The sequence below is a fragment of the Nocardioides sp. FY1077 genome (genome assembly GCF_058681775.1).
This window is the reverse complement of record NZ_JBZWDB010000004.1, coordinates 1-14,138: the sequence shown is the minus strand read 5'-3', so window position 1 is coordinate 14,138 and position 14,138 is coordinate 1. Positions and strand designations below refer to the sequence as shown.

Below are 14,138 nucleotides of genomic sequence, written 5' to 3'. Positions count from 1 at the left end.
CGTCAGGTCGCGCCCCCGGGTCACCCCACCGGCCGGTGGACCGGAGGGTGCGGCCCTCAGGCCGGGGTCTTCGGGGCGAGCAGCCGCGTGGCCGCCCAGTCCTTGCTCACCGCGGCGGTGGTCGTCAGCGCGAGCCCGGCGACCGGCGCGGCCTCGGCGATGTCGGCGGCGTCGACCGCACCGGGGCGTCCCACCTTCGGCGTCAGCACCCAGATGGAGCCGCCGCCGACGAGGTCGGTGAGGGAGTCGACCAGGCCGTCGACGAGGTCGCCGTCGTCGGCACGCCACCAGAGCAGGACCGCGTCGACCACGTTGCCGTGGTCACCGTCGACCATGTCGGCGTCGATGGTGTCCTCGATGGAGACGCGCAGGTCGTCGTCGGTGTCGTCGTCCCAGCCCAGCTCCTGCACGACCATGCCCGCGGTGAGGCCGAGCCGCCCCGCCGGGGTGGCGGCCGCGCCGCTCGGGCGGTCGGGATCGGTGGTGGTCGTGGGGCCTGTCTGGGTGGACCCGCCACCCGCGGTCGAGCTCACTGAGTCCTCCAGTCGCCGTGCACCAGGGTCCTCGGACGGACCTCGGCTGTGGATAGTCCAGCGGAGTACCGGCCCCGGCGCAAGCCGATGCCCACCCCGGGAGCGTCGTCGGTCCGGTGATCGGACGCCCGGCGGCGCTCAGCGAACCCTTCCGCACGCTACCCGCGGGTAGATTCCGTGGGCCGGGAGCGCGTGCCACGATGAGGGAGTGACCGATGACTCATCCACCCCGTCCGGCACCACCTCGACCGCTGACGGGACCGCCGACAAGTCCCCCGACGCGGCCGGCGCCACCACCACCGGCGCCGCACGCTCGGGCCCTGCTCCTGCGGTGATCCACGAGGGGCTGCCCACCCAGCTGCCCGACATCGACCCGGACGAGACCCACGACTGGATCGAGTCGTTCGACTCCCTCGTCGACGAGCGCGGCCGCGAGCGCGCGCGCTACGTGATGCTGCGCCTGCTCGAGCGCGCCCGCGAGATGAACGTCGGTGTGCCCGCGCTGCGCAGCACCGACTACATCAACACGATCCCGCCCGAGCGAGAGCCGTGGTTCCCCGGCGACGAGGAGGCCGAGCGCCGCATCCGCGCCTTCATCCGCTGGAACGCCGCGGTGATGGTGTCCAGCGCCAACCGCAAGGGCCTCGAGGTCGGCGGGCACATCGCGACCTACCAGTCGTCGGCCAGCCTCTACGAGGTCGGCTTCAACCACTTCTTCCAGGGCAAGGACGCCCCCGGCGGCGGCGACCAGATCTACATCCAGGGCCACGCCTCCCCCGGCATCTACTCGCGTGCCTTCCTCGAGGGCCGGCTGAGCGAGGAGCAGCTCTACCGCTTCCGCCAGGAGGTGCAGCACGGCGCCGGCAAGGGCCTGCCGTCCTACCCCCACCCGCGCCTGATGCCCGAGTTCTGGGAGTTCCCCACCGTCTCGATGGGCCTGACCGGCATCAACTCGATCTACCAGGCCCGGTTCAACCGCTACCTGCACAACCGCGGCGTAAAGGACACCAGCAACCAGCACGTGTGGGCGTTCCTCGGCGACGGCGAGATGGCCGAGCCCGAGTCGCTCGGCGCCATCCGCATCGCCGCACGTGAGGAGCTCGATAACCTCACCTGGGTCATCAACTGCAACCTCCAGCAGCTCGACGGCCCGGTCACCGGCAACGGCAAGATCATCCAGGAGCTCGAGGCCAACTTCCGCGGCGCCGGGTGGAACGTGATCAAGGTCGTCTGGGGCCGCGAGTGGGACCAGCTGCTCGCCCGCGACGTCGACGGCGTCCTGGTCAACAAGATGAACGCCACCCCCGACGGCGCGTTCCAGACCTACTCCGTCGAGGACGGCGGCTACGTGCGGGAGAGCTTCTTCGGCGGCGACCCGCGCCTGCGCAAGATGGTCGAGCACATGAGCGACCAGCAGATCCAGAAGCTGCCGCGCGGCGGTCACGACTACCGCAAGGTGTACGCCGCCTTCGACGCCGCCACCAAGCACGTCGGCCAGCCGACGGTGATCCTGGCCAAGACCGTCAAGGGCTGGACGATCGACGCCCTCGAGGGCAAGAACGCCACCCACCAGATGAAGAAGCTGACCCCCGAGGACCTCAAGAAGTTCCGCGACCGGCTCTACCTGCCGATCTCCGACCGCGACCTCGAGCGGTCCTACGAGGAGACCGGCGCCGCGCCGTTCTTCCACCCCGGCGAGAAGTCCCCGGAGATCGAGTACATGCTCGAGCGCCGTCGCCAGCTCGGTGGCTCGGTGCCGCGCCGCCTGGTGCGCGCGAAGCCGCTCACGCTGCCGGCCGACAAGCTCTACGCCGACCTGAAGAAGGGCTCGGGCAAGAACTCGGTGGCCACCACGATGGCCGTCGTGCGCCTGCTCAAGGACTGGATGAAGGACCCGGAGATCGGCCAGCGCCTCGTGCCGATCGCGCCCGACGAGTACCGCACCTTCGGCATGGACGCGATGTTCCCGAGCGCGAAGGTGTACAACCCGGGCGGCCAGCAGTACGAGTCGGTCGACCGCAAGTTGTTGCTCTCCTACAAGGAGTCGACCCAGGGCCAGATGCTGCACGAGGGCATCTCCGAGGCCGGCGCGATGGCCTCGGCGACCGCCGCGGGATCGGCGTACTCGACCCACGGCGAGCACATGATCCCGTTCTACATCTTCTACTCGATGTTCGGCTTCCAGCGCACGGGCGACTCCATCTGGGCGATGGCCGACCAGCTGGCGCGCGGGTTCCTCATCGGCGCCACCGCCGGACGCACCACGCTGACCGGCGAGGGCCTGCAGCACGCCGACGGGCACTCCCCGCTGCTGGCCAGCAGCAACCCGGCGGTCAAGCACTACGACCCCGCGTTCGCCTACGAGCTCAGCCACATCATGCAGACCGGTCTGCAGCAGATGTACGGCTCCACCGAGGAGCACCCGCACGGCGAGGACGTCATCTACTACCTCACCGTCTACAACGAGCCGGTCAAGCAGCCCGCCGAGCCCGCCGACGTCGACGTGGAGGGCATCCTCAAGGGCATCCACCGCGTCGACAGCTCCGAGGGCGAGGGTCCCCGGGTGCAGCTGCTCGGCTCCGGCGTCGGCTTCCCCTGGGTCACCGAGGCCGCGCGGATGCTGCGCGAGGAGTGGGGCGTGCAGGCCGACACCTGGTCGGTCACCTCGTGGAACGAGCTGTCCCGCGACGCCCTCGCCGCCGAGCAGTGGAACCTGCTGCACCCGGGCGAGACGCCGCGCACGCCGTACGTCACCGACAAGCTCGCCGGCGCCGAGGGCCCGTTCCTCGCCGTCTCGGACTTCATGGCCGCGGTGCCGCTGCAGATCGCGCGCTGGGTGCCCGGTGACTACTGCGTGCTGGGCGCCGACGGGTTCGGCTTCGCCGACACCCGCCCGGCCGCACGCCGCTTCTTCAACATCGACGCCGAGTCGCTGGTGGTGCGCACGCTCCAGGCGCTCGCCGACGCCGGTGAGATCGAGCCGGCGCAGGTCGAGAAGGCGTTCGCGCAGTACCGCATCGACGACCCGACCGCGGTCGCCGGACGCAAGCAGGAGGGCGGCGACGCCTGAGGCCCCGCCTCGACGCCACGACGCCCCGGCGCGGCCGCACCTCGTGCGGTCGAGCCGGGGCGTTCGTCGTCGCGCGGGTGACGTCGGTCAGGCGGTGGCGTCGGCGGCCACCGGGGCCGGCACCGGGCGGGCCCGGCCCGACGGGGTGACCGGCCCGGCGTCGAGCAGCCGGCGCCAGCGGGCGCGGCTGTAGACCGCCGGGCGGGTGGTGCGCACGAACTCGTCGAGGACGGCGGCGACCCGCACCGGGTCGTCCTTGTGCGGGAAGTGCCCCGCCCGCTCCAGCACCTCCACCCGGGCCTTGGGTGCCAGCTCGGCGGCGTTGGCGGCGTGGGAGACCGGGATGACCCGGTCGTCGGCGCCCCAGATCACGCACATCGGCATCGCGTCGGTGAGGTAGGCGCGGTCGGCCATCGTGACCAGCTGGCCGCGCCAGTCGACCACGGCCCGCACGACCTGCTGGATCGCGGAACGGGTGTGCGGGTCCTTGAACGAGTCGAAGATGGCCGCGACCTCGTCGAGGTCGCGGGTGGCCCGCAGCGGCGTGGCCGCGACGGCCCGCAGGCCGACGACCCCGACGTGCCGCACGCCGGGAAGGGTCAGCACGCCCATCAGCTGGTGGAAGCCCGGGGTGCTCACGGCGCGGATCGCCGGCGACACCTCGGGGCCGAGGCCGCCGGAGGCCACCAGCACCAGCCGCTCGGTGCGCTCGGGGAACTGGTAGGCGAACTGCATCGCCACCCCGCCGCCGAAGCTGTGGCCGACCACGGTCACCTTGTCGATGCCGAGCAGGGTGAGCAGGTCGCGCATCCCGTTGGCGTAGCCGCCGACGCTGTAGTCGGCGCGCGGCTTGTCGGAGGCCCCGTGGCCGAGCAGGTCGGGCGCGAGCACGGTGTAGCGCTCGGCGAGCTCGTCGATGACCCCCGACCACGTGGTGTGGTCGCAGCCCAGGCCGTGCAGCAGCAGGACCACAGGCCCCTGGCCGACCTTGACGAACGCCCGGCGGTAGCCGTGGATGGTGAGGTGCTGGACCTCGTGCGGTGCTGTCACCGGTGCCTCCCGACGTCGCGGACCTGTCACTGATTGAAGCAGACCCCGGGCCGCGGCGCGGGCGACCGGCCGGATCCGTGCGCGGCTCGTCATGTCCTAGCCTCGTGGCGTGCCCCCCGACGAGACGCCCCGCGCCCGGGCCGCGGCCCGTCTGCTGCGGGCCACCGGCACCCTGGCCACGGCCGCCACCACGAGCATGGACGACACCGTGCCGTGGTTCCGCGAGCTCAGCGCCGAGGACCGGTCCTGGGTGGGCCTGATCGTGCAGGCCGGCGTCCGCGGCTTCGTGGAGTGGTACGGCCAGGACGGCGGCACGCCGGGCTCGGGGCCCGCGCTGGCGGGGTCGGTGTTCGAGGCCGCGCCCCGCACGCTGGCCGGGGTGATCACGCTGGGCCAGACCGTCGACCTCGTGCGGCTCTCCATCGAGGTCGTCGAGAGCAACGTCGACTCGGTGCTCGAGCCCGAGGAGGCCGCCGACGTCCACGCGGCGCTGCTGCGCTACGCCCGCGAGATCGCCTTCGCCACCGCCGAGGTGTACGCCCGCGCCGCGGAGGTGCGCGGTGCCTGGGACGCGCGGCTCGAGGCCCTCGTCGTCGACTCGGTGCTGCGCGCCGAGGCCGACGAGACCGTGCTGTCGCGCGCCAGCGCGCTGGGCTGGACCGCGCGCGGCCAGGTGGTCGTGGTGCTCGGCCCCGCCCCCGCACGCCGCGCGGAGACCGACCTGTTCGAGGAGGCCCGCCGCGGTGCCCGGGCCGCGGGCATGGACGCGCTGTGCGCGGTGCAGGGCGACCGGCTGGTGGTGATCCTCGGTGGCGTCACCGAGCCACGACGTGCGGCCGACGCGGTCGTCGACCTGTTCGGGGACGGCCCCGTGGTGGTCGGCCCGGCCACCGACAGCCTCGGCGGGGCCCACGTCTCGGCGCGCGCGGCCGTCTCCGGCCAGCGCGCCGCGAGCGGCTGGCCCGACGCCCCGCGTCCCGTGCTGGCCCAGGACCTGCTGCCCGAGCGGGTGCTGGTCGGTGACGGCCACGCTCGCCGCCACCTCGTCGAGGACGTCTACCTGCGCCTCGTCGGCGCGCGCGGCACCCTGATCGAGACCCTCGCGGCGTTCCTGGCCGGCGGCGGGTCGGTGGAGGGCGCGGCGCGGGCCCTGTTCGTGCACCCCAACACGGTGCGCTACCGCCTGCGCCAGGTGGGCGACCTGACTGGCTACTCCCCCTCCGAGCCGCGCGACGCCTTCACCCTCGAGGTGGCCCTGGTCCTGGGTCGCCAGTCGGGTCGCACCCGCCCCCCCGAGCCACGACCGAACTTGTAGGAACCCGACAAAGTTCCCCGGGTCTTCTCGTGCGCGCCTGTGGTGGGGTCGGGGCGCCGACCACGGCACAGTGGAGCCCGTGCTCGTCATCGTCGCTCCCGGTCAGGGAGCCCAGTCGCCCGGATTCCTCACCCCCTGGTTGGAGGACCCCGCGTTCGCCGCTCGTTTCGAGTGGCTCTCGACGGTCGCCGACATCGACCTGGTCGCCCACGGCACCACCTCGGACGCCGAGACCATCCGTGACACCAAGGTGGCGCAGCCGCTGCTGGTCGCCACCGGCCTGGTGACGGCGCTGGCCCTCTTCCCCCACCCGTCCGACGGCTTCGAGCGCATCGGGGCCGTCGCCGGGCACTCGGTCGGCGAGATCGCCGCGGCCGCGGGCGCCCGGGTGATCACCGCCGAGCAGGCGATGGTGCTGGTGCGCGAGCGAGGCAACGCCATGGCCGACGCCGCCGCGACCACCCCGACCGGGATGACCGCGGTCCTGGGTGGTGACCGCGAGGAGGTGCTGGCCTCGCTGGTCGCGCACGGCCTCACCGCGGCCAACGACAACGGCCCGGGCCAGGTCGTCGCGGCGGGCACGCTCGAGCAGCTCGCGGCGTTCCGCGACGCCCCGCCCGCCAAGGCCCGGCTGATCCCGCTGCCGGTGGCCGGCGCCTTCCACACCCACCACATGGAGCCCGCCGTCGGGCGCCTGGCCCACCTCGCCCGTGCGGTGTCGACCCACGACCCGCGTACCCGCGTGATCTCCAACCGCGACGGCCAGGTCGTGCACGACGGCCGCGAGGTGCTGCGTCGCCTCGTGGGCCAGATCGCCCACCCCGTGCGTTGGGACCTGTGCCTCGACACCATGGAGGACCTCGGCGTCACCGGCATCCTCGAGATGCCGCCGGCCGGCACGCTCACCGGCATCGCGAAGCGGGCGCTGAAGGGCGTCGAGACCTTCGCGCTGAAGACCTTCGACCAGCTCGACGAGGCCCGCGCGTTCTGCGACAAGCACGGCGAGTCGTCGCAGATGGACACCAGCCCGACGTGGCGCCTCGTGGTCTCGCCGAGCAAGGGCACGTTCCACCTCGACGCCCAGGCCGCCGACTCCGCCGTGCTCGCGGCCGGCGCCCCCATCGGCGACGTCGCCAGCTCGCGCGACAAGGTCGGCGTCACCGCGGCCCACGGCGGCCAGGTCGTCGAGTGGCTCGTCGAGGACGGCGACCTGGTCTCCCCCGGCCAGCCGCTGGTGCGCCTGCACCCCGAGGGAGGCGGCTCCTGATGCCGCTGGTGACCCCCCAGGGCGCCGCCCACGCCGCCATCCGCTCCGTCGGCAGCTACCGGCCCTCCCGCGTGGTGCCCAACTCCGAGGTCGTCGGCGGCATCGACTCCTCCGACGAGTGGATCCAGCAGCGCTCGGGCATCAAGGAGCGCCGCTGGGCCACCGACGAGGAGACCGTGCAGGTCATGGCGGTCGCCGCGGCCCGCACCGCGATCGAGCGCTCCGGCCTGCAGGCCACCGACGTCGACTGCGTCATCGTCGCGACCGTGAGCCACCACCTGGCCACCCCGTCGCTGGCCACCGCCGTGGCCCACGAGCTCGGCACCGACCACGCCCCGGCGTTCGACATCTCGGCGGCCTGCGCCGGCTTCTGCCACGGGATCGCCCTGGCCTCCGACCTGGTGCGCGGCGGCAGCGCCACCCAGGTCCTGGTGATCGGCGTCGAGAAGCTCTCGGAGATCACCGACCCCACCGACCGCGGCACCGCCTTCATCTTCGCCGACGGCGCCGGCGCGGTCGTCGTGGGGCCGAGCGAGACCCCCGGCATCGGCCCGGTCGTCTGGGGCTCCGACGGCGAGCAGTACGACCTGATCCGCACCCGCCAGGACTGGCGCGACGTGCTGGCCTCCGACGAGCCCCGCACGCCGCACCTGGTCATGCAGGGCAACGCCGTCTTCCGCTGGGCCTCCTTCCAGATGGCCAAGACCGGTCTGGAGGCCGTCGAGCGCGCCGGCATCACCGTCGACGACCTGGACTGCTTCGTGCCCCACCAGGCCAACATGCGCATCACCGACGCGATGGCACGGGCGATGAAGCTGCCCGGCACGGTGCGCATCGCCCGCGACATCGCCGAGCAGGGCAACACCTCCGCGGCCTCGATCCCGCTGGCCCTCGACCGCATGGTCGCCGAGGGCGACGCCCGCTCCGGCGACCTCGCCCTGGTCATCGCGTTCGGCGCCGGGCTGTCGTACGCCGCCCAGGTCGTCGTCGTCCCCTGACCCCGGGCCGCCCCGGCCGCCCGGCCCCCAGACCGACCCGCACCCCCCTCGGGTCATCCCCCGAGGACCCACCCAGAAAGAAGGAAGCACACGATGCCCACCACCGAAGAGATCCGCTCCGACCTCGCCGAGATCGTCAACGAGGTCGCCGGCGTGGACGCCGACGACGTGCAGCTCGACAAGTCCTTCGTCGACGACCTCGAGGTCGACTCCCTGTCGATGGTCGAGGTCGTGGTGGCCGCCGAGGAGAAGTTCGGCGTGTCCATCCCCGACGACGAGGTGAAGAACCTGAAGACCGTCGGCGACGCCGTCGCCTTCATCGAGCGCGCCTCCGCCTGACCCCCCGCCGCCGGGCTCCCGGCGGCACTCCCGCAGCACCCCGCGCCGGGCGGGCGATCCCCGCCCGGCGCGTCCACCACCTGCACGTGAGGATGGCTCGTCCATGTCAACAGCCCGTACCCGAGTCGTGGTGACCGGTCTCGGCACCACCAGCCCCGTCGGCGGCGACGTCGCCAGCACGTGGGCCGCCCTGGTCGACGGACGCTCCGGCGTCCGCGCCCTCACCGACGACTGGGCCGCGGAGATGCCGGTCAAGATCGCCGGCCGCGTCGCCGTCGAGCCCACCGAGGTGCTCGAGCGCGTCAAGGCGCGCCGTCTCGACCGCTCCTCGCAGTTCGCGATGGTCGCCGCCATGGAGGCCTGGAAGGACTCCGGCCTCGACGCCGTCGAGGTCGACCGCGACCGCCTCGGCGTGGCCATGGCCTCCGGCATCGGCGGGGTCACCACCCTGCTGTCGAACTACGACGTGCTCAAGGAGAAGGGCCCGCGCCGGGTCTCCCCCCTCGCCGTGCCCATGCTCATGCCCAACGCCCCCGCCGCCAACATCAGCCTGTACGTCGGCGCGCGCGGCGCGGTGAACACCCCCATCTCCGCGTGCGCCTCCGGCAGCGAGTCGATCGCGCTGGCCATCGACCAGATCCGGCTCGGCCGCGTCGACGTCGTCGTCGCCGGCGGCACCGAGGCGGCGATCCACCCGCTGCCGATGGCCGCGTTCGCCAACATGATGGCGCTGTCGAAGACCGGCAGCGAGGAGGGTGGCGACCCCACCACGGTCTCGCGGCCCTGGGACACCGGCCGCGACGGGTTCGTGCTCGGCGAGGGCGCCGGCGTCCTGGTGCTGGAGTCGGAGGAGCACGCGCTCGCGCGCGGCGCCCGGATCTACGCCGAGGTGCTCGGCGCCGGCATCACCGCCGACTCCCACGACATCGCCCAGCCCGACCCCGAGGGCCGCGGCGGCACCCGCGCCATCAAGCGCGCGGTGCTCGAGTCCGACATCAGCGCGAGCGACATCGTGCACGTCAACGCCCACGCCACCTCCACGCCGCAGGGCGACATCGCCGAGGGGCTGATGCTGCACGCCGTGATGGGCTCCCACGCCACCGACGTCGTCGTCACCAGCACCAAGTCGATGACCGGCCACCTCCTCGGCGGGGCGGGTGCGCTGGAGTCGATCGCGACCGTCCTGGCGCTGCACCACCGCACCGTGCCGCCGACGATCAACCTCGACGACCAGGACCCCGCCGTCGAGCTCGACATCGCCACGTCGGCACGCTCGCTGCCCGACGGCGACCTGGTGGCGCTGAACAACTCCTTCGGCTTCGGCGGCGCCAACGTCGCCGTGGCGTTCGGGACCTACCGGTGAGCGTCGAGGCGCCCCCGGCCCGCCCGGCCCGGCTCCCGCGCGAGGAGGACCCGCGCCACCCGGCGCTGCGGCTGCGCGCCTTCTTCGACGACGACTCCATGCAGCTGCTCAGCCCCGACGACGACAGCGGGATGCTGTCCGCGCTCGGCACCGTCGACGGCTCACCGGTCGTGGCGTTCTGCTCCGACGCCACCGTGATGGGCGGCGCCATGGGCGACGTCGGCTGCCGCGTGGTGGTCGACGCCTACCACCGCGCGCTCACCGACCGGGTGCCGATCGTCGGGCTCTGGCACTCCGGCGGCGCCCGGCTGGCCGAGGGCGTGCTGTCGCTGCACGCCGTGGGCCGCATCTTCCACGCCATGACGCAGGCCTCGGGCACCATCCCGCAGGTCTCGGTCGTGCTGGGCCCGGCCGCCGGCGGCGCCGCGTACGGCCCCGCGCTGACCGACGTGGTGATCCTCGGGCCCGAGGGGCGCATCTTCGTCACCGGCCCCGACGTCGTGCGCTCGGTGACGGGCGAGGACGTCGACATGCTCCGCCTGGGCGGTCCCGAGCCCCACGGACGCCGCTCTGGTGTCGTGCACATCCTCACCGACTCCGAGGCCGAGGCGCTCCAGCGCGCCCGCGGCGTGGCCTCGCTGCTCGGCGCCCAGGGCAGCCTGGTGGTCGACGACGTCGCCGACCAGGACCTCGAGGCGCTGCTGCCGGAGTCGCGCAAGCGGGCCTACGACGTGCACCCGCTGGTCGAGGCGGTGCTCGACGAGGGCACCACCCAGGAGCTGCACGCGCGCTGGGCGCCCAACATCGTCACCGCCCTGGGCCGCCTCGGTGGCCGCACCGTCGGCGTGGTCGCCAACAACCCGCTGCGCCTCGGAGGCTGCCTCGACTCGCTGTCGGCCGAGAAGGCCAGCCGGTTCGTGCGGATGTGCGACGCGTTCGGTGTGCCGCTGGTCGTCCTGGTCGACGTGCCCGGCTACCTGCCCGGTGTCGGCCAGGAGTGGGACGGCGTCGTGCGGCGCGGGGCGAAGCTGCTGCACGCGTTCGGTGAGTCCGTCGTGCCACGGGTGACGCTGGTGACGCGCAAGACCTACGGCGGCGCCTACATCGCGATGAACGCCCGCTCGCTGGGCGCCACCAAGGTGTTCGCCTGGCCCGGGGCCGAGGTCGCGGTGATGGGCGCGGTCGCTGCGGTGCGCATCCTGCACCGCCGCAAGCTGGCCGAGGTGCCGCCCGACATCCGCCCCCGCGTCGAGGCCGAGCTCGCCGCCGAGCACGAGCGCATCGCCGGCGGTGTCGACAGGGCCGTCGAGATCGGGGTGGTCGACGAAGTCGTGGAGCCCTCGCGCACCCGCAGCGCCATCGCGCGCGCGATCGACGAGGCCGTGCAGACCGTCGGGGTGCGCCACGGCGCCCACGGCAACATCCCGCTCTGACGACAGGCACGGCACAGCGCGTACGACGACGGCCGGTCTCCCCTCGCGGGGAGACCGGCCGTCGCTGTACGGGCGGGTGCGGGTGCTCAGACCACCTGGTGCAGCCAGCGCACAGGAGCGCCGTCCCCGGCGTGGCGGAACGTCTCGAGCTCGTCGTCCCAGGGCTTGCCGAGGAGCTTGTCGATCTCGTTCAGCACCGTGGTCTCCCCCAGCGCCGCCTTCACCACCGCGGCCTTCAGGCGGTCCTCGGGGATCATCAGGTCACCGTGCAGCCCGGTGACGGCGTGGAAGACGCCGAGCTCGGGGGTGTAGGAGAACCGCGTGCCCTCGGAGGCCGACGTCGGCTCCTCCGTGGCCTCGAAGCGGAGCTGGTTCCAGCCTCTGAGCGCGGAGGTCATCGACGCGGCCGAGCCGGGCGAGGCCGCCCAGGACAGCTCCGCGCGGTAGGTCCCCGACTGCGCCGGCTGCGGCGTCCAGTCGAGGCTCACCTCGGATCCCAGGACCCCGGCGACGGCCCACTCGACGTGCGGGCACAGCGCCGAGGGCGCTGAGTGCACGTAGAGCACGCCCCTCGTCGTGGAACGGGTGGCAGTGTGTGCGGTCACCGTGGTCTCCTTCATCTCCGGCGCGAGCTACGCCTTCCCCAGCGGTCTCGTCAGGAGATGTCGGTGCACGAATGACACAGGTGTCAGTTGTGGTCCCATTGTGGCGCACGGGGCGCCTGAGCACCAGGGGAACCGCCGCACCAGGCCTGCCGGACTCCGGCGTGGGCGCGCCCGTCCTGGCCTAGGCTGCCGGTCATGCCCACGCACCCCGCCGGACCCGACACGGCTGCGCCGGCGACACCGGCGCTGCGCCTGGGACGCCTCGACCGGCGGTGGGCCGTCGTCCTGGTGGTGCTCGCCGTGGCCGGGGCCGCAGCGCTGGTGGCGTGGTACCTCACCCGTCCCCCGGCACTCTCGACCGGCGGGGAGGTGCGCGGCACCACCGCCCCCGGCGAGACGGTGTACCTGGGCCTCTTCGAAGCACCTCCCGACCGCACCCTGGAGCTCGCGGGTGTGCACGTGCGGGCGGAGGCGACCACGGCGGTGGACCTCGAGCCCCTGCTGTGCGTGGGTGGCGGCGTCGGGGTCACCGGTGACGCCGAGCCGTTCTGCGCCGACCTGCGCGAGCCGGACGATGAGGTGATGCGCCCCGGCGACTCGCTCGTCCTGCGCGTCACCGCCGAGGCAGCAGGCCGCGTGGACGTCGACACGGTGCGGGTGTCCTACCGCGAGGGCGTGCGCTGGGCCACCCAGCCGGCCGGTGTCTCCGTGCTGGTCGAGGTCGTCGCGCCCTGACCGGCAGGCGGCGGGCAGGCCCCGGGCGTACGAAGTGGTCAGTCGCCGAGCGAGGCCTCGAGCGCGTCGGCGCGGGCCGCAGCGTCGGTCAGCTCGTCGGCGTCGATGGCGTGGGTGCGGTGGAACCACTGCAGCGCGTCCTGCTGACGCCCCGCGGTCACCAACGTGTCGGCGTACGCGTAGCGCAGCCGCACCACCCACGACGCGCGGGTCTTGTTGTTCAGCGGGGCGAGCTCGAGGGTGCGCAGGGCAGCGTCGAGCTGACCCATGTCACGACGGGCACCGGCCTCGACGATCGTCATCTCGGCCTTCGCCTCCGGGGAGAAGTTGACCACCGACGGGCTCTTGGCCAGCTTGAGGGCCTGCTCCGGGTGGCCCAGGGCGCGGTGGCAGTCGGCCATGATCGGCAGGTACGCCGTCGCGCCGTTCATCCGCTTCGCGGCACGCAGCTCGGCCAGGGCCTCGGCGTAGTGGCCGGCGGCGTAGGCCGCCTCACCCGACGCCTCGCGCACCACCGCGATGCGCGGGGCGCGGGCACGCGCGGCCACGGTGTGCCGGTAGGCGGTCTCCGGGTCGTCGTCGAGCAGCATCCCGGCGGCAGCGAGGTGGCGGGCCACCCGGGCGGCCAGCTTCTCCGGCAGTCCCTTCAGCTGGGCGGCCACCGACCGGTCGAGCTCGCGACCGGTGACCTCCTCGGGCAGCTCCGGGCCGTCGTACTCCTCCTGCGTCGCGGTGCGCGGCACCTGCTGCTTCTCCGCGGGACGCTTCCAGTCGCTCTTGCGGCCGGGACGGTCGTCCGAGCGGCCCCGGCTGCCCGCGGCCTTCGCAGGCGCACCGGATCGGCCGCCGGTCGACGAGCCACCGCGGGCGGGACGCCCGTCGCGCGACCCGCTCGCGGACGCGCCTCGCTGGTCCTGCGGACGGCTGCCGCTCCGGGCAGGTCGCTGGTTTCCGCGTCGGTCCTCGGCCACGAGGTCACTCTCCTCCGGGCCGGCGCACGGCCCCACATGGTGCAACTGGTCTGAAATGCCGTAGAGGCCACCCGAAGGTGGCCTCTACGTAGTGTAGGTCCGGCGGCGTCCTACTCTCCCACAACCTCTCGGTTGCAGTACCATCGGCGCTGAAAGGCTTAACTTCCGGGTTCGGGATGGGACCGGGTGTTTCCCTTTCGCCATGGCCGCCGTAACTCTGACGGACACCCCCACACCACACACCCCGACAACACACACGTCGAGGGCGGTCTTGGGGGCTCCAAGACTATGAATGTCACTGATCATGACTGGTTCGTGGACGCGAACATACGCTAAAACGTGCGGCGTGTAGACACACAATCGCTGTCAACAACAGCCTTTGCAGGTTGTGTTGAATGAGTGTGGGACAAGCCCTCGGCCTATTAGTACCGGTCGGCTAGGCATCACTGCTGTACACCT

The 14,138-nt window shown here is 73.0% G+C and carries 12 protein-coding genes and 1 rRNA gene; 8 read left to right on the top strand and 5 right to left on the bottom strand.

What is annotated here, in order from left to right; all coding sequences use genetic code 11:
* Nucleotides 1-56: 56 nt before the first annotated feature.
* A complete protein-coding gene (locus tag AC4OR8_RS15245) occupies nt 57-533 on the bottom strand; it encodes a DUF3052 domain-containing protein (RefSeq protein ID WP_492166440.1) in 477 nt (158 codons plus the stop codon).
* A gap of 331 nt (nt 534-864) precedes the next feature.
* Here AC4OR8_RS15245 and aceE point away from each other — a divergent pair, with 331 nt between their 5' ends.
* Nucleotides 865-3,603: a pyruvate dehydrogenase (acetyl-transferring), homodimeric type gene (gene aceE, locus AC4OR8_RS15240; RefSeq protein WP_492166793.1), complete on the top strand. Its 2,739-nt coding sequence runs from the start codon at nt 865-867 to the stop codon at nt 3,601-3,603.
* An 87-nt stretch (nt 3,604-3,690) separates the two neighbouring features.
* Here the strand turns inward: aceE and AC4OR8_RS15235 are convergent, their stop codons facing one another.
* Nucleotides 3,691-4,653, bottom strand: coding sequence for an alpha/beta fold hydrolase (locus AC4OR8_RS15235; protein WP_492166439.1), 963 nt, complete (start codon nt 4,651-4,653; stop codon nt 3,691-3,693).
* A gap of 109 nt (nt 4,654-4,762) precedes the next feature.
* On the opposite strand from AC4OR8_RS15235, the gene AC4OR8_RS15230 reads away from it, so the two are divergent.
* The 6 genes from AC4OR8_RS15230 to AC4OR8_RS15205 all read left to right on the top strand — a co-directional run bounded on the left by AC4OR8_RS15230 (nt 4,763) and on the right by AC4OR8_RS15205 (nt 11,368).
* A complete protein-coding gene (locus tag AC4OR8_RS15230; protein ID WP_492166438.1) occupies nt 4,763-5,968 on the top strand; it encodes a PucR family transcriptional regulator in 1,206 nt (401 codons plus the stop codon).
* Between the two features lie 79 nt (nt 5,969-6,047).
* Entirely contained in the window at nt 6,048-7,235 is a 1,188-nt protein-coding gene (locus AC4OR8_RS15225) for an acyltransferase domain-containing protein (RefSeq protein WP_492166437.1), read from the top strand.
* Nucleotides 7,235-8,233: a beta-ketoacyl-ACP synthase III gene (locus AC4OR8_RS15220; protein ID WP_492166436.1), complete on the top strand. Its 999-nt coding sequence runs from the start codon at nt 7,235-7,237 to the stop codon at nt 8,231-8,233. Before AC4OR8_RS15225 ends, AC4OR8_RS15220 begins: the two co-directional genes overlap by 1 nt.
* Before the next feature lie 93 nt (nt 8,234-8,326).
* Complete coding sequence (locus AC4OR8_RS15215) at nt 8,327-8,572, top strand: acyl carrier protein (protein WP_492166435.1); 246 nt, start codon at nt 8,327-8,329, stop codon at nt 8,570-8,572.
* A gap of 103 nt (nt 8,573-8,675) precedes the next feature.
* Nucleotides 8,676-9,935 (top strand): beta-ketoacyl-[acyl-carrier-protein] synthase family protein, encoded by a 1,260-nt coding sequence (locus AC4OR8_RS15210; RefSeq protein WP_492166434.1) that lies wholly within the window; start codon nt 8,676-8,678, stop codon nt 9,933-9,935.
* Entirely contained in the window at nt 9,932-11,368 is a 1,437-nt protein-coding gene (locus AC4OR8_RS15205; protein ID WP_492166433.1) for a carboxyl transferase domain-containing protein, read from the top strand. Before AC4OR8_RS15210 ends, AC4OR8_RS15205 begins: the two co-directional genes overlap by 4 nt.
* A gap of 86 nt (nt 11,369-11,454) precedes the next feature.
* Here the strand turns inward: AC4OR8_RS15205 and AC4OR8_RS15200 are convergent, their stop codons facing one another.
* Nucleotides 11,455-11,973, bottom strand: a complete 519-nt coding sequence (locus tag AC4OR8_RS15200) for a DUF3145 domain-containing protein (protein ID WP_492166432.1) — start codon at nt 11,971-11,973, stop codon at nt 11,455-11,457.
* Between the two features lie 195 nt (nt 11,974-12,168).
* Between AC4OR8_RS15200 and AC4OR8_RS15195 the strand changes: the two genes are divergently transcribed.
* Nucleotides 12,169-12,708 carry a hypothetical protein gene (locus AC4OR8_RS15195; RefSeq protein WP_492166431.1) on the top strand — a complete coding sequence of 180 codons (540 nt, stop codon included), beginning with the start codon at nt 12,169-12,171 and terminating at the stop codon, nt 12,706-12,708.
* A 38-nt stretch (nt 12,709-12,746) separates the two neighbouring features.
* Here the strand turns inward: AC4OR8_RS15195 and AC4OR8_RS15190 are convergent, their stop codons facing one another.
* On the bottom strand, nt 12,747-13,451 hold the full coding sequence (locus AC4OR8_RS15190) for a tetratricopeptide repeat protein (protein ID WP_492166430.1): 705 nt from the start codon (nt 13,449-13,451) through the stop codon (nt 12,747-12,749).
* Nucleotides 13,452-13,776: 325 nt separating this feature from the next.
* Nucleotides 13,777-13,893, bottom strand: a 5S ribosomal RNA gene (rrf, locus tag AC4OR8_RS15185).
* Nucleotides 13,894-14,138 lie beyond the last annotated feature (245 nt).

Excerpts from the sequence above, each read along its gene's own strand:
- AC4OR8_RS15210 (WP_492166434.1), top strand. The coding sequence starts at position 8,676 with ATGTCAACAGCCCGTACCCGAGTCGTGGTGACCGGTCTCGGCACCACC.
- AC4OR8_RS15215 (WP_492166435.1), top strand. The coding sequence starts at position 8,327 with ATGCCCACCACCGAAGAGATCCGCTCCGACCTCGCCGAGATCGTCAAC.
- AC4OR8_RS15195 (WP_492166431.1), top strand. The coding sequence starts at position 12,169 with ATGCCCACGCACCCCGCCGGACCCGACACGGCTGCGCCGGCGACACCG.
- AC4OR8_RS15220 (WP_492166436.1), top strand. The coding sequence starts at position 7,235 with ATGCCGCTGGTGACCCCCCAGGGCGCCGCCCACGCCGCCATCCGCTCC.